The sequence below is a fragment of the Rhodococcus sp. SG20037 genome (assembly GCF_031763325.1).
Classification (GTDB): Bacteria; Actinomycetota; Actinomycetes; order Mycobacteriales; family Mycobacteriaceae; genus Rhodococcus_F; species Rhodococcus_F qingshengii.
In genome coordinates, this window is record NZ_CP134497.1 from 1,043,827 (window position 1) to 1,065,706 (window position 21,880).

The 21,880-nt window shown below is 63.3% G+C and carries 6 protein-coding genes and 1 tRNA gene; 5 read left to right on the top strand and 2 right to left on the bottom strand.

Going from position 1 to position 21,880, the window contains the following annotated elements; all coding sequences use genetic code 11:
• Positions 1 to 97 precede the first annotated feature (97 nt).
• From RHP72_RS04890 to RHP72_RS04905, 4 genes are all read left to right on the top strand, one after another.
• Positions 98 to 682: a bifunctional 2-polyprenyl-6-hydroxyphenol methylase/3-demethylubiquinol 3-O-methyltransferase UbiG gene (locus RHP72_RS04890; RefSeq protein ID WP_070161487.1), complete on the top strand. Its 585-nt coding sequence runs from the start codon at positions 98 to 100 to the stop codon at positions 680 to 682.
• Positions 683 to 767: 85 nt separating this feature from the next.
• Positions 768 to 17,477: an amino acid adenylation domain-containing protein gene (locus tag RHP72_RS04895; RefSeq protein ID WP_397517605.1), complete on the top strand. Its 16,710-nt coding sequence runs from the start codon at positions 768 to 770 to the stop codon at positions 17,475 to 17,477.
• 150 nt (positions 17,478 to 17,627) lie between these two features.
• A complete protein-coding gene (locus RHP72_RS04900) occupies positions 17,628 to 18,974 on the top strand; it encodes a lysine N(6)-hydroxylase/L-ornithine N(5)-oxygenase family protein (RefSeq protein ID WP_007734359.1) in 1,347 nt (448 codons plus the stop codon).
• Entirely contained in the window at positions 18,971 to 19,219 is a 249-nt protein-coding gene (locus RHP72_RS04905; protein ID WP_003945538.1) for an MbtH family protein, read from the top strand. The genes RHP72_RS04900 and RHP72_RS04905 overlap by 4 nt, the downstream gene beginning before the upstream one ends.
• Positions 19,220 to 19,310: 91 nt before the next feature.
• Here RHP72_RS04905 and RHP72_RS04910 read toward each other — a convergent pair whose 3' ends face one another.
• Positions 19,311 to 20,738, bottom strand: a complete 1,428-nt coding sequence (locus RHP72_RS04910; protein WP_003945646.1) for a threonine/serine exporter ThrE family protein — start codon at positions 20,736 to 20,738, stop codon at positions 19,311 to 19,313.
• A gap of 122 nt (positions 20,739 to 20,860) precedes the next feature.
• On the opposite strand from RHP72_RS04910, the gene RHP72_RS04915 reads away from it, so the two are divergent.
• Positions 20,861 to 20,932 (top strand) — tRNA-Thr (locus RHP72_RS04915).
• A gap of 70 nt (positions 20,933 to 21,002) precedes the next feature.
• On the opposite strand, the gene RHP72_RS04920 is transcribed toward RHP72_RS04915, so the two are convergent.
• Positions 21,003 to 21,800, bottom strand: coding sequence for a GAF and ANTAR domain-containing protein (locus RHP72_RS04920; RefSeq protein ID WP_003945473.1), 798 nt, complete (start codon positions 21,798 to 21,800; stop codon positions 21,003 to 21,005).
• Positions 21,801 to 21,880: the final 80 nt, after the last annotated feature.

Consider the following 21,880-nt stretch of genomic DNA (forward strand, 5'->3'; position numbering starts at 1 on the left):
ACCCCCAGGGGTATCGATCTGTCACATTCGAGGGTTCTCTATGCTGCTGGGGGCACCGTCCGATCTGTGACGGTGAAACGGATATGGGAGAGCAATCATGGACGCACGCGACTGGGACGAGCGATACCGAGCGGTGACGGAGCCATGGGGAGTCGACCCGGCGGGAACCGTCGCAACAAGAATTTCCGATCTGAGACCGGGCACCGCGATCGATCTGGCCTGCGGCGACGGCCGTCACGCGCGGTGGATGGCTGCGCAAGGTTGGTCGGTGACTGCGGTCGACTACTCGTCGGTGGCGATCGATCTGGCACGGGCGAGTGACGGGGACAAGGCTGTCGACTGGCAGGTCGGCGACGCGACCGAGTGGCAGCCGGAAGGGCTGGTCGACCTGGTGTTGGTCAGCTTTCTTCACCTCGAGGTCGACCATCTGGCCGCAACCTTGAATCGCGTCGGGGAGTGGCTGACGCCCGGCGGACGGGTCCTCTATTTGGGGCATTCCATCGAGAACTTCCATCGTGGTGTGGGCGGTCCACCCGAACCGACCATTCTGCCCGGTATTTCCGATCTCGCTCGCGCTGCGGAGGGATCGAGGGTCTATGCCCTCGAACATGTCGTTCGGCCGCAGGACGGTAAGACAGCAATTGACGTTTTGCTCGAATTCGGTCCGTGGGAACAGGTCTGACCAGGGCGGGAGCGCACCTTCACGTTCCTGGGTAGCCTACCCTAAACTTGCGAGGGTGTTCGTCGTTCGATGAGCATGAACGACGATGATCGGATTCTTGATGTCTGACCACTCTCAGGTAGCTCACCCGGCGGTATCGGGCGGTGCCGATCTGGACGCAGCGCTCCCGGCGACGGCCGCTCAGCGTGAGGTGTGGGTTGCTCAGAACGTGGATCCGAGCAGTCCGGTCTACAACATCGGACTTGTCGTCGAGGTCGACGGCACGATCGACGTCGAGCGCGCGGCAGCGTCGATCGAGGCCAGCGTCGGACGCGTCGAAGCGCTGTTCGTGCACTTCGAGGTCGATGCCGACAACCAGCTGATCCAGGTGCCGATTCCGGATGCGCGCTGGGACGTGGAAATTCTCGACCTTCGGGCCGAGGCGGATCCCGATTCGACTGCGCAGTCGTGGATGGACACCGACATGGCTCGGGTCTTCGGTCCGGACGATCTGCTGTTCCGCCAGGTGCTTCTGCTGACCGCTGACGACCGAGTCATCTGGTATCAGCGCTATCACCACAGCGTGATCGACGGGTACGGCATCTCGCTCATCGTCGCCGACGTCGCCGAGCGATACGACGATCCGAATCTCGGGACTGCCGCGCCGCAGTGGTCACTCGACGCCGTGGTTGCAGCCGATCTGGATTACCGGAACTCTCCGCGATTCCAGACCGACCGTCAGTACTGGGTCGAACGCGTTGAATCGGGACCGGAAGCGACGCGTATTCTGCATGGGCAGGTGGATGATTCGCTGCCGCCGATCTCGGCGATACTCACGCTCGACGCTGATCGCGCGGCACAGCTCTACCGCTATGCGGCCGACGCCGGGATTCGACGAACTCGTCTCCCCATGGCCGTGCTGATCGCGTACATCGCACGAACCACGGGACAGCACGACGTTGTCGTCTCGGTACCGATGGCCGCTCGGGTGGGGCGCGACATGCGTCGCACTCCTTCGATGGCGTCGACGATTTTGCCGCTGAGTATTCGGGTAGAACGCTCGGAAACCATCGGCCAGTTGGCAACTCGTCTCGACACCGCCCTGGTCTCGATTCTCAAGCATGGGCGGTACCGAGGTGAGGATCTCGCTCGCGACATTCGGGCGATCGATCCCGACCGTCAGGTCTTCGGCCCCGGCATCAACTCGATGATGTTCGAACACACACTCACCTTCGGCGGATGCCCGGTGCGCGTGCGTAATTCGGTAACCGGTCGAGTCAGTGACCTGGATCTGAGTGTGCGCGGTGGTCAGGACGGGGAACCGATCGAGATCGACGTCCGCGCCCCGGCCGGATTCGACAGGGAGTTGGCCGATCACACCGCCAGAATCGAACAGTTCCTCGATCGATTCGTAGCAGAGCCGCAGCTTCCGATCTCGGCACTCGACCCCATGTCGCTCGCGGAGAGAGAACTCGTGCTCCACGGGTGGAACGACACCGCAGAGCCGCAGCCCGTCACGACGGTGCCGGATTTGTTGCGCAGCAGCTTCTCTGTCGATCGGAGCGTTGTCGCCGTGGTCGACGGGGACGTCCGGCTGACGTACGGCGAACTCGAAAGTCGGGTATCACAGCTCGCCGCGCACTTGATCTCTCGCGGTGTCGCGACCGAAACCGTTGTGGCGATCGGGCTTCCGAGATCCGCCGAGATGGTGGTGGGGTTGTTGGCCGTCATGTGTGCCGGTGGTGCCTTCGTGCCCCTGGATCCGTCATGGCCTGCCGAACGCCGCGAATCGGTACTTGCCGACGCGGGCGCCACACTGGTGCTCACCTCGGACGGTGTAGACGACTCCGTTCCGGTCGATCTCTCCGCGTGGGCGTACGAGGACGGGCCCTCGGACCTGTCCGAGACGATGACCTCCGACATTCGTAGTCACGGTGCCCAACTCGCATACGTCATCTTCACGTCCGGTTCGACCGGACGTCCGAAGGGCGCCATGATCCGCCACGAGGCAATCTGCGCAAGGTTGCTGTGGCAGCGGGAGCGGATTCTCGGGTTCGGGTCCGGCGATGCCTCCTTGTTCAAAGCCCCACTCTCGTTCGACATCTCGATCAACGAGATCCTGCTCCCGCTCGTCTCCGGCGGTCGATTGGTGATCGCGAAGCCCGAGGGGGAACGCGACCCGCAATACCTGCTCGACCTGATCGCCGGAGAATCGGTCACTTTCGTCTACCTGGTCTCGTCGATGCTCGACATCCTTCTGGATCTGGCGAACGGGACCGATCAGCTCGATTCGTTGAAGCACGTGTGGTGCGGCGGTGAGGTTCTCACGCCTGAACTCTTCGATCGGTTCCGCGATCAACTGTCCACGACGCTGTATCACGGCTACGGCCCGGCCGAAGCGACCATCGGTGTCTCCCATGTGATCTACCGCGAGGACGCGGAACGAATCGCCACATCCATCGGTCGCCCGAACCCCAACACTCGTCTGTACGTGTTGGACGGCGACTTGCAGCCGGTTCCGATCGGCACCGGCGGCGAACTCTACGCCGCGGGCTTCCTGCTGGGACGCGGATACGTGGGTGCTTCGGCACTGACCGCATCTCGTTTTGTCGCGGATCCCTTCGTCTCAGGTGATCTGGCCGGATCCCGCATGTATCGCACCGGTGACTTGGCCAGATGGACCGCCGACGGCACCCTCGACTTCCTCGGACGCACGGACAATCAGGTGAAGATCCGCGGCATGCGCCTGGAACTCGAGGATGTCGAAGCCGCCGTGATTTCGCACCCCGCAGTGCGTCACGTGGCAGTTCTGGTGCGCCAAGCACCAACAGGTGCAAAGTATCTCGCCGCCTACGTGAGCGCAGCGTCGGGGACGAACCTCGCGATCGACTCACGTGAGCTTCGCGAGTGGGCTGCGAGCAAGCTGCCCGACTACATGGTCCCGACCACCGTCACCGTCCTCGACAAGTTTCCGCTCACGGCAAACGGCAAACTCGACCGTCGCGCGCTACCCGAGCCCGATCTCGCCGAACTGAGTGCACATGTCGCTGCGAGAAACGAAGTCGAACAACAGTTCTGCACGTTGATTGCGTCGGCAGTCGGCCTCGATTCGGTCGGCGTTACCGACGACTTCTTTGCACTGGGCGGCGACAGCATCGTCGCGATCTCACTCGTGACCGCGGCTCGTGCTGCCGGTTTGTCGATCAGTCCTCGCGAGGTGTTCCAACTGCGCACCGCCGAGGCTATGGCGCGTGCCCAGTCCTCCCGAGTGGCTGAGATCGTCGACCACGCGGACCAACCGATCGGCCACGTAGCCACGACGCCGATTGCCGCCAAGGTTCTCGGAGTGTCGGACGCAGTACGAACCTTCCACCAGCGTGCGCTGATTCAGACCCCGTCAGCTTTGACCTCCGAGCACGCCGAGTCGGCGCTCGACGCCCTGGTGGCGCGCCACGATGCACTTCGTGGGACGTTGACTTCCGAAGGAACGCTGCTTGTTCCGGAGACAAACGAAGCGGCTGTGGTCTTCGAGACCCGTGCACTACCGGCACCGCTCGAAGAATGCGGACCGTTGATCGTCGCCGAGACCGAGCGAGCTGTCGGCCGTCTGAATCCAGCCGACGGCACGATGGTCAGCGCTGTTCTGTTCCGCCCTGTGACCGGTCCCGGACGGCTGTTGCTGGTCATCCACCACGCGGTGGTCGACGGCGTCTCGTGGCGCATCATCCTCGAGGACCTCGCGCGCGCCGGCATCGCAGCGATGAATGGCGACGAACCCGCACTCGCTCCGGTCGGCACGTCGGTGCGAAGGTACGCCGAACTCGTCTCGGAGGCGGTCGGAGCCGGGCGACTGGACTCGGAAATCGAGTTCTGGGACTCGGTGACGTCCGCACAACGGGCATCTCTCGGCCGTCGGGCACTCGACCCGGCAGTTGACCTCGCGCGCACCGCTGCGGCGCGGTCGATCACCCTACCTCCAGAACTTGCAGATCAGCTGTTGGGCAGTGTCCCACGGGCGTTCGGAGCCGATGTGAGCGAAGTGCTGGTCACCGCACTTGCCGTGGCGCTGACCCGTTGGAGCGGTGCCGGATCGGTGACGATCGACCTGGAGGGGCACGGACGCGACGAGGACATCGTTCGCGGTGACGGCGCTGCGCACGTCGACCTGACTCGTACCGTCGGATGGTTCACCACAGTGTTCCCGGTGGCGCTCGAGATCGGTACAGCCGCTCCGGATCTCGAAGCGAGCGGCGAGTTGGCGGGGGTTCTCAAGAGCGTCAAGGAGCAACTTCGACGCGTCCCCAACGCCGGCTTCGGGTACGGAGCATTGCGATACCTGGGCAGCTCGGATCAGTTGGGTAGCGTCGCAGCGCCGGAGGTGGTGCTCAACTACCTGGGACGTACTGCTGCAGCGGAGGGGGACTGGTTCCCGGTGTCGATGGACGGTGCTGCCGATCCGTCCATGCCGCTGGGACACGCGTTGTCTGTCGACGTCGTAGCCGAGGACGCCGCCGGTGGACCACGACTGCGAGCCACCCTGACCTGGGCGTCGAACATCTTCCTGCGTAGCGATATCGACAAGTTTGCGCGGTTGTGGCTGGACTCGCTCGAGGCCGTGTCCGGGCTCGCAGCCTTCGGCGGAGCCACACCCTCGGACTACCCTCTGGTGGCGCTCGCTCAGGCAGACGTGGACGGGTTACCGAAGGCTGAAGAGATTCTCCCACTCACTCCGCTGCAGGAAGGGATCTACTTCCATTCGGCGTTTGCCGATCCGGGGGCCGATCAGTATGTCGTGCAACAGGTTGTGGAACTGACCGGAGCCGTGGACAGTGCGGCGCTGCACCGCGCGCTGCAATCCGTCGTCGATCGGCATGAGGCGCTGCGCACCGGATTCTCGGTCCTGGGTGACGGCCGGGTCGTGCAGGTGGTGCACCCGAGCGCTGTCGTGGAGATGGCGGTAGTCGAGGTGGCCGGCGCCGATGTCGATGAACTGCTTTCCGCCGACCGCGCGCGCGGGTTCGACCTGGCGCAACCGCCGCTCGTCCGTTACACGCTTGTCCGTGCCTCTTCGGAGAAGTACCTTCTGCTGCAGTCGATTCACCATGCGGTCGCAGACGGATGGTCGGTTCCGGTGATGCTGCGGGAGCTGATGGCGTCGTACAGCGTTGGCGACTCCGGCGTGGTGCTCCCGACTCCGGCGCCGTACCGCAGCTATCTCGAATGGTTGGCCCGCCACGATCACGAGGCCTCGGCAGCGGTGTGGAGAGAAGCGCTGAACTCTCCCGGGCCCGCGGTCGAACTTCCCGCGCCGAGCGCGGGCAGCAGCGGCGTCTGTGCCACCCGAGTCGAGCTGTCCGACAGTGATACTCGCGCACTGGCGATCAACGGACGCTCCCATGGCCTGACGCTGAGTACGCTCGTGCACGGCGCCTGGGGGCTGGTGCTCGGCCGAATGACCGGCCGAACAGACGTGCTGTTCGGATCGACCGTATCGGGACGCGGTGGAGACCTGCCCGGCATCGAGTCCATGGTGGGCTTGTTCATCAACACCGTGCCGGCTCGGTTGCGGTTCGATCCGGCAGAGACAGCCGCGCAAGCGCTTTCCCGTTGGCAGAGGGAACAATCGGAACTACTCGACCATCAGTACCTGGGGTTACCCGAACTGCGACGGACCGGCGGACTGGAGCAGGACTTCGAATCACTCGTCGTGTTCGAGAACTATCCACTCGGTGACACGGCAATCGCTGATCCGACGAACTCGGTGCGACTGACGGGAATTCGATTCGACGAGCGACCGGCCTACCCGTTGACCCTGATCGTCGTCCCCGGCGATCGATTGGCGTTGGAGCTCAAGTACGACGCTGCTCAGGTGGACGGCGACGCCGCTGCGTCGCTGGCCGAAACTCTCGCAGTCGTACTCACCGAGCTCTCGCGCGATCTCGATCAGGTCATCGGCCGGATCGCGCTGGCACCCGCACAGCCGGGGAGCGTCGGCACGGCCTTGGATCGGCCGCGCGCAACGCTGACCGAGCTGCTGAAGGATCAAGCCGGGCGTACGCCCGAAGCCACCGCAGTGATCTTCCGTGAAGAGTCGTTGACCTACGCCGAACTTCACTCTCGCGCTGATCGTTTTGCGCATCTGCTGCGCGAACGTGGCGTCGGACGCGAATCGTTGGTAGCGGTGGCCTTGCCTCGCTCTCTTGATCTGATGGTCGCGATACTCGGCATCGGAAAGGCCGGGGGAGCATACGTTCCCCTCGACACCGGCTACCCGGCGGAGCGGCTGACGTACATGCTGGGTGACGCCGATCCTGTGTGCGTCGTGGTGTCGGAAGACTCTTCACTCGATTCGGGTTCGGTTCCGCGGGTGACGGTATCGGAGTCGGCGCAGTTCCCCGCCGATCCGCTGAGTGTCCCAGGATCGCCCGCGGATGCCGCGTACATGATCTACACTTCGGGTTCGACCGGTCGCCCCAAAGGCGTTGTGGTCAACCACGAGGGTGTGGTCAACCGATTGCTCTGGGCACAGCAGATACGTCCGATGGACGTCTCCGACCGGATGCTGCAGAAGACCCCGTCGAGCTTCGACGTCTCCGTTCCCGAATTCTTCTGGCCGTTCCTGGTGGGGGCAACTCTCGTGATGGCCGAGCCGGACGGGCACAAGGACCCTGGCTATCTGGCCGACGTCATCGTCGAACATTCCGTGACCCGAGTGCATTTTGTTCCGTCGATGCTCGACGTGTTTCTCGCGGAGCCGAAAGCAGCACTGTGCTCTTCGCTCGAGATCGTCAACTGCAGCGGTGAGGCACTGCCCGCTCACGTTGCACGCAAGGTCTCCGAGATCCTGCCGAATACTCTGGTGGACAACCTCTACGGCCCCACCGAGGCCGCCGTCGACGTCAGTTGGCAGCCGTCGGTGCAGGAAACTCCGGCAGACGCCGTCAGCGTCCCGATCGGCGCACCTGCCGCCAACACCGGCCTGTTGGTTCTCGATCCCTACCTGCAGAACGTCCCGGCCGGTGCCACCGGTGAGCTCTATCTGGCAGGGCCACAACTGGCGCGTGGTTACCACGGACGTGGGGGATTGACCTCCGAACGATTCGTGGCGAATCCGTACAGCGACGGCGGCTCGCGGATGTACCGGACCGGTGACATCGTGCGGTGGAATGCCGACGGCGTTCTCGAGTACCTCGGCCGTGCCGACGAGCAGGTGAAGGTTCGTGGATTCCGAATCGAACTCGGCGAAATCGAAGCGCAATTGGCGCTGTGCCCCGGAGTCACGGCAAGTGCCGTGATCGTCCGAACCGACGGTCCGAGCAACCGCGCACAGGTGGTCGCCTACCTGGTCGGAGATGCTGATGATGTTGCGGTTCGAGCTCAGTTGTTGTCAGTGCTACCGGAGTTCATGGTGCCAAGTGCCTTCGTGCGGCTCGAGTCGCTGCCGCTGAGCCCGAGTGGCAAGCTCGACCGAAAAGCACTACCTGCACCGGATTTTGCGGCACAGGTGGGCGACTTGACGGGAGTGGTTTCCTCGGGCGTTGCAGACCTCCTCGCCGGGCATTTCGCGACGGTTCTCGGACTGCCCCGTGTCGGGGTGCGCGACGATTTCTTCACTCTCGGCGGCGACAGTATCCTGGCGATCCGACTGGTCAACCTGGCTCGTCGTGATTCGGTAGTGCTGACCCCGCGTCAGATCTTCGAATTGCGCACTCCCGCTGCGATCGCTGCAGCGGTGGGTGATGTCGCCACCTCGGATGCCACCGTCACGGCCGACATCGGCGTGGGTGAGCTGGTTCCGCTGCCGGTGGTTCACCGCTTGTCCGAATGGACGGGTGGTACCGACCGCTTCAACCAGGCAGTTCTGATCCACTCTCCGGCAACATCTCTCGGTTCGATCACCGGCGCATTGCAGGCCGTGCTCGATCACCACGACGGACTTCGCCAAACCTTGATCCGACATGACCGCGGGATGTGGTCGGCGCGGATCGAGGAACCCGGTAGTGTCCGGGCAGCGAACCTGGTCGAACGCGTTGATGCTCGGGGACTGGATGACTCCGAGTTGCGAAGACTCGTCACTGAGCACTCTGAAACTGCGACCAGTCGATTGGATCCGTCTGCAGGGCGGATGGTCTCGGTGGTCTGGTTCGATTGCGGCGCTGAGAGTCTGGGCAGACTCGCGATAGTCGCGCACCACCTGGTCGTGGACGGGGTTTCCTGGGGAACCGTGCTCGAGGATCTCGCGATGGCCTGGGTGGCAGTCGAAGCCGGAGAGCCCGCCGCACTGGATGCCGTCGGAACTTCGCTCCGTACCTTCTCCCGTACGGTGGCCGAACACGCATACAGTGCTCATCGATTCGCCGAACTCGATCACTGGCTGACCGTGACCGCTCCGGGCGCGCAGTTGATCCCCGACGCCGCGGGCGATGCCGTCGTATCCGGAGGCTCGAGGCGCACGGTCACGGTGGACGGAGCAATCTCCGAGGCAGCACTTGGATCGGTTGCGGCAATGGTGGGTGCCGAGGGAACGGATGTTCTGTTGGCAGCGCTGACGATGTCCGTCGATCGCTGGCGCCGCTCCACCGGCCGCAGTGAGCACGAATTGCTGGTCGATCTCGAACGGCACGGCCGCGAGGAGTTGGTGGCGGGCATCGATCTGTCGCGAACAGTCGGCTGGTTCACCACGATTGCCCCGATGCGACTGCACGGCGGAATCGACCCGGTGGACACGCTACGCGAGGTGAAGGAGAGCCTGCGGGCGGCTCCGGACGGCGGTATCGGCTACGGGATGCTGCGATACGTGAATGCCCGCACGGCATCGACATTGGCGGGGCGCTCCGAATCTCAGATCCTGTTCAACTATCTCGGACGTACGACGACAGCAGGATCGACAGCATGGTCCTTGGCAGCGGAATCCGAAGCCTTGTCCACCGATCCCGACGCAGACATGGGAGGCCCGTACCGACTGATCGTGAATGTCGTCAGTGTGGATTCGGGGCTCCGCGCCGAGTTTGCCTGGGCAAGTGAAGATTTGTCCGAGGACGACGCGCAGTCACTCTCCGACGGCTGGGTTTCGGCCCTCGGCGATCTGGCGGCTGCGGCCGCGCGTCACGCCGGGCCTCCCATTCTGACCCCGTCCGATGTGACGTTGCTCGACCTGAGTCAGACCGAGATCGACGCGATAGCCGATGCGAGTCCGGCAGGTGTCAGCAGCATCCTCCCACTCTCACCGTTGCAGGAAGGCCTGTACTTCCAAGCCGGCTACGCGGGCAGCAGCGACAGCAGCAGTGGTGGGGACATCTACACGGCACAGTTCTCGATGGACTTCGGGCACACCCTCGATGTCGACAGGTTGGCTGCGGCCGCCCGGACACTTCAACGACGAAATCCCACGTTGCGAGCGGGTTTCGTGAGCGAAGGGCTGAACGAGCCGGTGCAGTTCTTCAGCGCTGGACTCGATGTTCCGGTCGTCGTCCACGATCTCCGTGAACTCGACGACTCGGTTGCTCGTGAGCGTGCCGAGGCCGTCGCCGCCCAAGACCGAGTGACGCCATTCGACCTGACCGCGCCGCCGCTGTGGCGTATGAGTGTGCTGCATCTGCCCGGCGGCCAGGATCGTCTGGTGATCAACAGGCAGTTCCTGCTGTGGGACGGCTGGTCCAACGGCCTTGTCGTCAGTCAGCTTCTGGCGCTTTACGATACCGGCGGCGACGACAGCGCATTCGGCGAACCCGAGGGGTCGTTCGAGACATACCTCGCCTGGTTGGCCGATCGCGACGGTGCAGCCGCCGACGAGGGGTGGCGCGGAGCGCTCGCAGGACTCGAGGAGCCGACGCTTGTTGCCGAGCCTGCGCCCGGCGTCGAAGTTCAGCTTCCGGATCGCCGCGATGCGGTTCTGTCGGAAACGCTTTCGCGTGCGTTGCGTGAGCGCGCTGCCGCGTCCGGCGTCACGTTCAACACGGTACTGAATGCAGCGCTGGCCCTCGTGCTGGCGTCGGCCACCGGTCGACAGGACGTCGTCTTCGGCTCCACGGTTGCCGGAAGGCCGCCGGAGGTACCGGGAATCGACACCGTGGTGGGCATGTTCCTCAACACCGTTCCCGTTCGGCTGCAACTGGATCCGAACGAGAGCGTCGAGGAACTTCTTCGTCGGACACAGGCGGATCGACTTTCGCTGATGCCTTTCGACTACCTCGGTTTAGCATCGATCCAGCGTGTTTCCGAGCATCGTCAACTCTTCGACGTGCTGATGGTCCTGCAGAACTTCGTGGACGAGAGGCAAGTCCACGCGCTCAACGCCGCTCACGACGTGAGTGGAAGCGACAGTATCGATCACACGCACTATCCGCTGACCGTCGTGGTCACACCGGGTGCCACCGTCAACGTCAAGTTCGAGTTCCATCCGCATCTGGTGACCGCGCGCCGGGCCGAGGACCTACTGCGTCACTTCGTCGACCTGCTGCAGAGTTGGTCGCAGGACATGGCGGGATCGGTTGTTGCGTCTCCGGTTCCCGCAGTAGCGCAGCAGACGCAGATCCGGGAGTTGCCGGAGCGCACCATTGCCGACCTGTTCGAAGAAGTCGCGTCGGCGCAACCGAACGACACGGCACTCGTGTTCGGGAAGCGCCGGATGACCTACGCCGATCTCGACGGCGAGATCAACCGGATGGCGCGGTTGCTGATCAATTGCGGCGCCGGCCCGGAAAAGATTGTCGCTCTTGGCCTACCACGTTCGGTGGACATGGTCGTCGCGCTCTTCGCGGTATTGCGCACGGGTGCTGCCTACCTACCCCTCGAACTCGACCATCCGGCCGAACGGTTGGCCGTGATGATCGACGACGCGGATCCTGTCGTGTTGCTGACAACCGTTTCGGCCTCACCGAGGTTCGAAGGTGCCGACGTCCGCACTATCGTGATCGACGAACCAGATACAGCAGCAAGGAGACTGACGATCTCGGCGCGGGCACTCTCCGCGTCGGAACTCGGAGCATTCGCTCCGGGGGCACCGCATCGACTCGACCACCCCGCGTACGTCATCTACACCTCCGGTTCGACCGGCAAGCCCAAGGGCGTGGTCACCGGTTACCGCGGCTTGACGAACATGCAGTTCAACCACCGCGAGGCGATTTTCGAACCCGTGATCGCCGCGGCGGGCCGGCGCCTGCGGATCGCGCACACCGTGTCCTTCGCCTTCGACATGTCGTGGGAGGAACTTCTGTGGCTCGTGGAAGGCCACGAGGTGCACATTTGCGACGAGGATCTGCGTCGTGATGCCGAGGCACTCGTTGCATACTGCGACGCACTGGACATCGACGTCGTCAACGTGACACCGACCTACGCGACGCACCTGATCGACAGCGGGCTTCTCGACGACGGTGTGGGACACCACCGCCCGCCGTTGGTCCTGCTCGGCGGTGAAGCCGTTCCGGATTCGGTGTGGAACAGGCTGCGCGACACCGAGGGAACCGTGGGGTACAACCTCTACGGTCCGACGGAATACACGATCAACACGCTCGGTGGCGGAACGTTCGACAGTGACACCCCGACCGTCGGCAAACCGATCTGGAACACCGCCGCGCATATTCTCGACGGCTGGCTGCGTCCGGTCCCCGATGGAGTTGCCGGCGAACTGTACATTGCCGGAGCCGGTTTGGCTCGCGGCTACCTCGGACGCTTCGCGCTCACGTCCGAGCGCTTCGTCGCAGATCCGGCTGGGACCGGTGGACGTATGTACCGCACCGGGGATCTCGTGCGGCGACGCGGTGACGGCAACCTGGACTTCCTCGGCCGCACCGACGATCAGGTGAAGATCAGAGGTCACCGCATCGAGCCGAGCGAAATCGTCTCCGTTCTCGAATCCGACGAACATGTGCGGCAAGCGGCAGTGGTGGTCGACGTCGGGGCAGGTGGAGTCAAGAGGCTCGTCGGCTACGTGACACCCGTGCGACTCGGCGCCGGGCACGACTACCGCGCGCAGGCGCGAGTTCTCCTACCCGACTACATGGTTCCGGCCGTGGTGATCGAGGTGGAGACACTACCGATGACCGTCAACGGCAAGCTCGACGTCAAGGCACTGCCCACCGCTGATTCGGTGCTGGGGGAGCGGAGTGGGGAGTCGATCGCACCGCGTAACCACACGGAAGAGGTCCTCTGCGACCTCTTCTCCGACGTACTCGATGTGGGCGATATCGGGGTCGACGACAACTTCTTCGACCTCGGTGGGCACTCGCTTCTGGCCACCAAGCTGATCAGTCGAGCTCGGATCGCCATTCCGAACAGTCTGACCATGCGTGATCTCTTCGAAGCGCCGACGGTGGCGGAACTTGCGGAACGTATTGTGGCCGAGCAGGGATCGACGCGACCGGTGCTGGTAGCGAAGCCGCGGCCGGACCACCTTCCTCTTTCTGCCGCTCAACAGCGATTGTGGCTGATCGGACAGATGGAGGAGAACTCCGCGGCCTACAATTTCCCGATCGTGCTCCGTTTGGACGGCGCACTGGACGTGGACGTCTTCGCCGCGGCGCTCGGCGACGTCGTGGAACGACACGAATCCTTGCGTACGGTGTTCCGGTTGGTGGACGGATCGCCGGAGCAGATAATTCTCGAATCGGCGACGATTCCGGTCGAGACAGTTCATCGAGACGAATCCGGTGTCGCCGGTGAAATTGCCGTGGCAGTGGGTCGTCCGTTCGACCTGTCTGACGAGATTCCGATCCGCGCACGTCTGATCCGGGTGGACGGTGCCGAGGTGGACGGTGCCGTAGTGGTCGTGATCGTCCTGCATCACATCACGACGGACGAATGGTCCGATCGGCCATTCCTGCGCGATCTGATGTCGGCATACTCCTCTCGGATCCAGGGCGAAGATCCAATTTTCGAACCGCTTCCGGTTCAGTACGCGGATTACACTCTGTGGCAACGGGAATTGTTGGGCAGCCCTGACGATCCGTCGAGCATCCTGAGCACGCAGTTGGACTTCTGGGCGAAGAGTTTGGACGGAGCCCCCGAAGAACTGCTGCTTCCCGCCGACCGGAGTCGACCGGCCAGACCGAGTTTCTCCGGTGGTGCAGTGGTGACACGGTTGGGCGTGGAGACAACTGCTGCACTGCGAGATCTGGCGCGCGAGAGCCGGAGTTCGATGTTCATGGTTCTGCACGCGGCGTCGGCGGCGTTGCTGACTGCGCTCGGAGCGGGTGAGGACCTTCCCCTCGGCGCTCCCGTCGCCGGACGTAGTGAGCAGGGACTCGACGAACTGGTCGGCTTCTTCGTCAATACGATTGTGCTGCGCACGGATACGTCAGGTAACCCGACGTTCCGGGAGTTGGTGGATCGCGTTCGTGAGAGAGACCTCGAGGCCTTCGCCAACGCCGACGTTCCCTTCGAAACTGTGGTGGAACGCCTCAATCCGTCGCGCACCTTGGCACGCAACCCGCTTTTCCAAGTCATGGTCGGCTATCACAGCCGGGAGGAGATGGGAGGGGATCCGTTCGAACTCGAGGAGTACACAGCCAAGTTCGATCTGGTGTTCAACTTCACCGAGTACCTCGGCGACGAAGGCTGCATCGACGTCCGACTCGAATACGGCAGCGACCTCTTCGATCGCGAAACAGCACAGCGGATTTCGAACCGATTGGAATCGGTGATCGCGGCAGTCGTGGAATCGGCCGACATCGAGATCGGCGACATCGACATCTTCTTGCCAGGCGAACTCGAGCAAGTTGTCACCTCGTTCAACGACACCGCCGTCGACGTGCCGGAAGAGACGTTCTACGACGCTTTCGCGCGTGGAGTCGTTGCTACGCCCGAGGCGATTGCGGTGCGCGACGAGGCGGGGCAGGCCACGTACCGCGAACTCTCCGAGCAGTGTGATCGGATCGCCGGCGTGCTGTATCGCCGCGGAGTGTCGGTCGAAGACGTGGTGGGGCTTGCCGTCCCGCGCTCGGTGGAAATGGTCGCGTCGGTCCTCGCCGTGCTCAAGCTGGGGGCCGCGTATCTACCCCTGGATTTGAGTCACCCGAGCGAACGCATCGCATACATGCTCACCGATTCCCGCGCCTCGGTACTTCTGTCCACTGCGGAGGAAAGCTCGCGGATCGAGGATGTGGTCGGCGTCGAGCGAATCCTCCTGGACGATCCGCTGATCCGTGCGGAACTGGACGAGGCAGTGATCGTCGAAACTCCCCGGCCACCAGTTGGCGTCAGCCACGCTGCCTATGTCATCTACACCTCGGGATCGACCGGCAAGCCGAAGGGAGCCGTCCTCTCCCATGACGGTATTCCGAGTCTTGTTGCCACAGCTGAGGTTCGGATGCGACTGGTACCGGGTTCGGTGGTGATGCAGTTCGCTTCGGTCGGCTTCGACGTCGCGGTATTCGAGCTGGCGATGGCACTGTGCACGAGCAGCACCCTGGTGATCGTGCCGCAGAATGCTCGAGTTGCCGGTCCGGCGCTGACCGATTTCATGACGAGCAATCGTGTCACCCACGCGATCATCCCTCCCTCGTTGCTGGCCGCTCTGCCGGCAGGATGTGAAGTGCCGCAGGGCTGCACCGTGTTGGTCGGAACCGAGACGGTGCCACCGGAGCTGATCGGGCGATGGGCGGAGCGGCTGAATTTGCTTGCCGCGTACGGACTCACCGAAGCCACGGTGAACAACACACTGTGGCAGGCGGCACCCGGTTGGAACGGTCCCGTGCCCATCGGAATCCCTGACCCCAACGAACAGGCGTACGTGCTCGACGATCAACTCCGTCCGGTTCCGCCGGGAGTATCCGGCGAGCTGTACATCGCGGGACGCGGCCTGGCGAGAGGCTATCTGGGCCGATTCGATCTGACGGCGCAGAGATTCATCGCCGATCCCTTCACCGCGGGCGATCGCATGTATCGCACCGGGGACCGCGCGCGGTGGCGCACTGACGGGAACATCGACTTCCTCGGCCGCGTCGACGATCAGGTCAAGATCCGCGGTTTCCGAATCGAGTTGGGCGAAATCATCGGAGCTCTCAGTGCCCATCCTTCGGTGAAGCAGGCAACGGTCGTCGCGGATCGGCAGGGCGAAATCACGCGCCTGGTCGGTTACGTGTCACCGGAACCCGGTGTCGTCGTCGACACGACTGCAGTGCGGAACCTCGCGGCAGTGTCGTTGCCCGACTACATGGTTCCGACCATGGTTGTCGCCCTTGACGGTCCGCTGCCGTTGACGCCCAACGGAAAGCTCGACCGCAAGTCGTTGCCCACTCCGGACTGGTCGGAGCTGGCGGGTGATGTTGCTCCTCGCACGGCAGTGGAGTCCACGGTTGCGGCTGCATTCGCGGAAATCCTGCAACTCCCTAGTGTCGGAGTCCACGACAGTTTCTTCGAACTCGGCGGCCATTCGATGGCTTCGATGAAACTGGTCGGTCGCATTCGGGAAGCGTTCGGCGTGGACGTCAGTATTCGAGACGTATTCGACGCGCCGAGTGTTGCGGAGTTGGCGGCCGTCGTCGCGCGTTCGGAAGGTGGGCGTCCGATCCTGGCGCCGGCGGTGAAACGTCCCGAGACGATGGGTCTGTCTGCGCCGCAACGTCGTCAGTGGGAGTTGTTCCGCGCGTCCGGCGCGCAACCGCAAGCAAGCCACGCTCTGGCGCTGACCCTGAAATCGAAGATCGATCCGGAGATTCTCGGGCACGCCTTGGACGATGTGACTTCGCGGCACGAACCCCTGCGGACCACCTTCGTCGAGGTCGACGGCATCGTCGTGGCAAGAGAATCGGTGCGTCCGACTGTCGATGTGGTCGATGTCGGCGCCGGCGATGTGGGTCGAGTGGTGTTCGAACTGGCTCAACTTCCGATGGATCTGCGTGAGCAATCACCGTTGCGGGTTCATCTGGTGCTCGGTGAAGACGGCTCTAGGACACTGCTTCTCGTCATGCACTACATCGCCGTCGACGAGTGGTCAGTAGTGCCGCTGTTGGGAGATCTGGTCTCTGCTTATGCAGCCCGGTCGCAGGGAGATCAACCGGTTTGGGACGAGCTTGCATTGACGTACGCCGATTACACCGTGTGGTCGGAGGAGCTGTTGGGAGACCCCCGAGACGTCGACAGCCGTGCGTCGAAGCAACTTGCATATTGGCGGGATGCGCTCGACGGAATACCGACCAGTGTGAATCTTCCGTTGCCGGAAGGTGACTCGGAGCCTCGAGGTGACGTGATCGCCGTCGACATCGACGCGGGTCTGCACGCCGGAATCGACGCCCTGGCTGCGCGCACCGGCACGAGTATGTTCATGGTCCTGCAGGCCGCACTGGCCAGCGTTCTCACGAAGGCCGGCGCGGGTACTGATCTTCCCATCGGTTCATTGGTTGCGGGCAGGTCGGATCCCCGTCTCGAACCGATGATCGGGTCCTTCTTCAATGTTGTTCTCCTGCGCACGGATACGTCCGGTAGTCCGACGTTTGCAGAATTGCTGGGCCGAGTGAGGGAAAGAAATCTGGAGGCGCTGAACAATCAGGATGTCTCATATGTGTATGTCGAGCAGGCGCTGGGTAATCCGGCGTCCATGAGACCTCAGGTGATGGTGATCCATCACCAGCAGGCGGATTTGGACGGGCTCGGCGACTTCGGTTCTCTCGTACCGATTCCGGTGGGAGTGCCCCATGCGGATGTGACGTTGAGTTTTTACGAGCCGGTGGGCGATGGGCCTGTCTTTGCAACTCTCGGGTTCCGTGCCGACCGCGTCGATGCGGGTGCAGTCCGCGTATGGGCAGGTCAGTTGGTCGACGTGATCGAGGCTGCAGTCGCCGCCGAAGGGGATGACGCGAGCGAGGGGGCGAAACTATGACATACGTCGCATCGCTCCGTGGGGTCGACCGCTATACGGGGGCTCACAGTGTTGATACCCTCACCTCATTAAGGGTAGCCTTTGCTACTTACTTCGGGACATCGATTGGCGGCCGTACCAGGTCGTTCCGTCGGGGATGGACTACCTGTAATGAGTGAATCACCAAGAGACTCCAGCGCCGAACCTGCCATTGTCGACATCGTCGGCGTCGGGTTCGGTCCGGCCAACCTCGCGTTGGCCATTGCTGTCGAAGAACACAATGCAAATTGTGCGGCCGTTGATCGGGTGAACGCGCGGTTCTTCGAAAAGCAGTCTCAGTTCGCGTGGCATCCCGGGATGCTGCTCGACGGTGCCACCATGCAGATCGCGTTTCCGAAGGACCTGGTGACGTTCCGGAATCCACAGAGCGGATACAGCTTCTTCTCGTATCTGTTCGAGCAGGGTCGACTGGTCGACTTCGTCAACCACCAGACCTTCTTCCCCACGCGCCACGAATTCAACGACTACCTGTGCTGGGCAGCTCGACGAGTCGACGCGGACGTGCAGTTCGGTACAACCGTCGACGGGGTCGAGGGCATCAAGAACTCCGACGGCGTTGTCGATCGCTTTGCGGTTCGCACCGCCGACGGTGAAACGGTGATCGCGCGCAACATCGTTGTCGGAGCCGGACTGAAAGAGCGGATCCCGGAGTGGGCGACGCCTTCGTCGCGGTGCTTCCACAATCACCAGTTCCTCTTCCATCTCGAAGCAATGCCGGAGCCCGTACACAACCGGTTCGTCGTTCTCGGCGCCGGCCAGAGTGCCGCGGAGATCGTGGACTACCTGCACGCGAACTACCCGAACGCCGAAGTTCACAGTGTTTTTGCCCGCTACGGCTACAGCCCGGCAGACGACAGCCCGTACGCGAACCGCATCTTCGATCCCGAAGCCGTCGATCAGCTGCACGGTGCAGACGCCGCGGAACGACGCCGACTTCTCGATTTGCACCGCAGTACCAATTACTCGGTCGTCGACATCGAACTGATCAACAAGCTGTATGCCACCGAGTATCAGGAGATGGTTCGTGGGCCGCGGCGACTGTTCATGCGTCGGGCCTCGGAGATCACGAGTGCCGTGGAGACCGAATCCGGCATCGAACTGGCTGTCCGTAGCAATCTCGACGGCTTGACCGACACGCTGGCGTGCGACGCACTCATTCTGGCCACGGGTTTCACCCCGGCACCTCTGGACGATTTGTTGGGTGAACTCGTGCCGGATTCGTCCGTTCCGCGTAACGTCAGTCGGGATTATCGACTGGCTGTAACGGAGGACGTGACAGGCGGTATCTATCTGCAGGGTGGGACAGAACAGACTCACGGATTGACGTCGTCGCTGCTGTCGAACGTGGCAGTGCGGGCGGGGGAGATTCTGGCGTCGGTGCTGAGCCACCAGAACCGAACTGGTGCGCTTGCTAGTCTGGGCGCACAAGACACGTACGTAACGAGTGAGGCGAGATGAGCACTAACCCTTTCGATGACGAAGACGGCCGCTTCTACGTGCTGGTGAACGACGAGGACCAGCACTCGCTGTGGCCCACGTTTTCCGAGGTCCCCGCCGGCTGGCGAGTGGTGTTCGGTGAAGACAGCCGCAAGGCGTGCCTCGAATACGTCGAGGCCAACTGGACCGACATGCGTCCGAAGAGCCTGCGTGAGGCCATGGAAGCCGATCAGGCTGCCGGTGGAAAGCACGCAGTCGAGAGCTGATTCTCTCACCGCTCGGAACCCCCGAGACCCCGAGTGAACAGAAAAGAGCTGGGCACCGTCAGGTGCCCAGCTCTTTCTGCTTGAACTACGCCTACTTCTCGGTGACGGGAACTCGACGCCTGCGCTTGCGGACCATCGGGCGACGTAGCGAGTCCACGCGCATCAGAATCCGTGGACGACGCAGCGTGCGCGCTCCCCATTCGCCGAGCGTGACGCCCGCGGCCAGGGCACAGCCGATACCGAACGCCGACAGCAAGGCAGTCAACCCGATCAGTACCTGGTCGTTGAGCAGCGCGTACAGGCCTCGGTACAGCGACAGACCGGGGAGCAGGGGAGTGATGCCTGCGACCGCGACAACCAGCGGAGGCGTCAGTGCGCGGCGAGCCATCAGGCCACCGGCAAGACCGACCACGGTTGCGGCGATTGCGGCGGCGATCACGGGACCGACGTCGAGTGTCTGCACGAAGATCGACACACCACTGCCTGCCGCACCGCCCAGGAACGCCGCGGTGAGTGCACGCCGCTCGGCGTAGCAGGCGAGCGCGTAGAACACCGACGCACACGCACCGGAGAGCATGAGGATCGGCAACTGCGTGATGGTGGAGACTTCCACATTGATCGGTGGAAGCGTCGAACCCAACATCCCGGTCATTCGCAACGAGATTGCGACGCCCGCGATGATGCCGCCCGTCATCATCACCACTTCGAAGAATCGCGCGACAGCTGTAATGGGTGCACCCATGATCGCGTCCTGGACCGAGCCCACCAACGACAGCCCGGACAGCAGGACGACCACTCCGGCCGCGATGACCAACGACGGCCGGATACTGATCCCCAGCTGGTCCTGAAATGTATAGAGCGTGGCTGCGGGCGCAGCCGCGATGAGACCACCGACAACCTGCTGGAAGAAGAACGGTAATCCGAACCGGTTCAGTACGCGGTTGACTCGATCGATGACCATCGTCGTCAGAAACGCGACTGTGGCAACGAGGAACCCGCCGCCGAGCAGGACGGAGACCGAAGCCGCCATCGCAGCCCAGGCCATGGTCGCGGTCCATCGGTTGTACGGGTGCGGCGCCGTCGTGATGGCTGTGAGCGCGTCGTGCGCTTGGTCCGGTGTGATCGCCTCACGGCGGATACGACGTGTCAGACGGTCGACGGCCGCCAGCCGCGTGAAGTCCATCGAGCGGTAGTGGACGATGCGCATCGTGCTCGCCGGCGGTCGCGTCGGGCCGCGATAGGCAGAGAGCACAATCGAGTTGTAAGTGACGTCGACGTCACACTGGGCAAGGCCGTACGTGGCGGCGATGAACTGCACCTGCTCAGCGGTGTCCATGGCCGCGGTTCCGGATGCGAGGAGGACTTCGCCCACCCGAACCGCGAGGTCCAGGACCTCTGCGACGACGGCGTCGTCTGTCAGGTCGATCGGTTGAAGCGGTGCGGGAGCCGACGTGACCGTGTCGACGGTGGCTTGCCGGTTTCCCGTCAGGCGTGTGAGTACTTCGGTTAATTTCGCCATCAGGGGGCGGAGTGGGAGTTGCGCATGGGGCCCACGCTATCTAACGTGACCCGCGCGCGGCCACCGTGACGGCTTGGATATGATGGCTCCGCAAAGTCAGTCGCGGCAACGCGTCGGTCTTCGCCTCCTTAGCTCAGTGGTAGAGCACTCGCCTTGTAAGCGAAAGGTCGTCGGTTCAATCCCGACAGGAGGCTCCGAAAGAAGAGGCACTCACCAATGTGGTGAGTGCCTCTGTATTTGCTGAGGTGCCGATAGGCGTCCGGTTCAGTTGGTCTCGGGCTTGTTCGTAGCCTGGCGCGGGTCGATCGCGCCGTCGATGTACTGCTGGGCGATCACTCGCAGTTTGACGTTGCTGCGCTGCGAGTCCTGGATGAGAATGCGGAAGGCTCGGTCGGCGTCGACGTGGTGGGTGCCCATGATGATGCCCTTGGCCTGTTCGATGACGCCTCGCGATTCGAGTGCTCGCTCGAGGTCCATCGCGTGCTTTCTGGCGATGTCGAGGCGCTGCGAGCTGTGCAGCGCGTAGGCCGAGGTCACGGCGAACAGTTGGAGCAATGCCACGTCGGCGCCGGTGAAACCTCGGAGGTCGTGGCTGTAGAGATTGAGGGTTCCGAGCGGGCGTTCCCGGCCAGGCAGTGGCATGGACAAGAAGCTGACGGCGCCGACTGCCTTTGCCGCGCTTGCGAATTGAGGCCACCGGCTGTGGGCTTCGCTGGCATGTGCGCGGACAACCGTTCCCGTGCGTGACGACGTCACACTCGGTCCGTAGTCCAGTCGGAATTGGATCGAGTCGACGGTGCGAACAAGTTGGTGGGTGGCGGCTACGGTTCGGAATGTCGTATCCGAACCGCCGATCGTAATTCCGGCCATGTCGGCGTCGGCGATGAGATCGACGGCATGCCTGCAGACTTGTTCGAGAAATTGCTCGGCCTGGGCATGTGGATCGAGGTGTGCGTACAGCGATTGCAGGGCGTCCGAGGCGGCGTCCAGGCTGTCCTGCGACGCGGAATTTCGGCCCCCGGTAGGGCCGCGGTGTCCTCTGGCGATGCGCGGCGCCGTCATTGTCTCAACCACCCTTCCCCATCACGTCGCAGGCATGTCCGATTCGTCTTATTGTTGCACCGGACTAACTGTTGTGCACT

Excerpts from the sequence above, each read along its gene's own strand:
- RHP72_RS04910 (WP_003945646.1), bottom strand. The coding sequence starts at position 20,738 with ATGGCGAAATTAACCGAAGTACTCACACGCCTGACGGGAAACCGGCAA.
- RHP72_RS04890 (WP_070161487.1), top strand. The coding sequence starts at position 98 with ATGGACGCACGCGACTGGGACGAGCGATACCGAGCGGTGACGGAGCCA.
- RHP72_RS04905 (WP_003945538.1), top strand. The coding sequence starts at position 18,971 with ATGAGCACTAACCCTTTCGATGACGAAGACGGCCGCTTCTACGTGCTG.
- RHP72_RS04900 (WP_007734359.1), top strand. The coding sequence starts at position 17,628 with ATGAGTGAATCACCAAGAGACTCCAGCGCCGAACCTGCCATTGTCGAC.
- RHP72_RS04920 (WP_003945473.1), bottom strand. The coding sequence starts at position 21,800 with ATGACGGCGCCGCGCATCGCCAGAGGACACCGCGGCCCTACCGGGGGC.
- RHP72_RS04895 (WP_397517605.1), top strand. The coding sequence starts at position 768 with ATGATCGGATTCTTGATGTCTGACCACTCTCAGGTAGCTCACCCGGCG.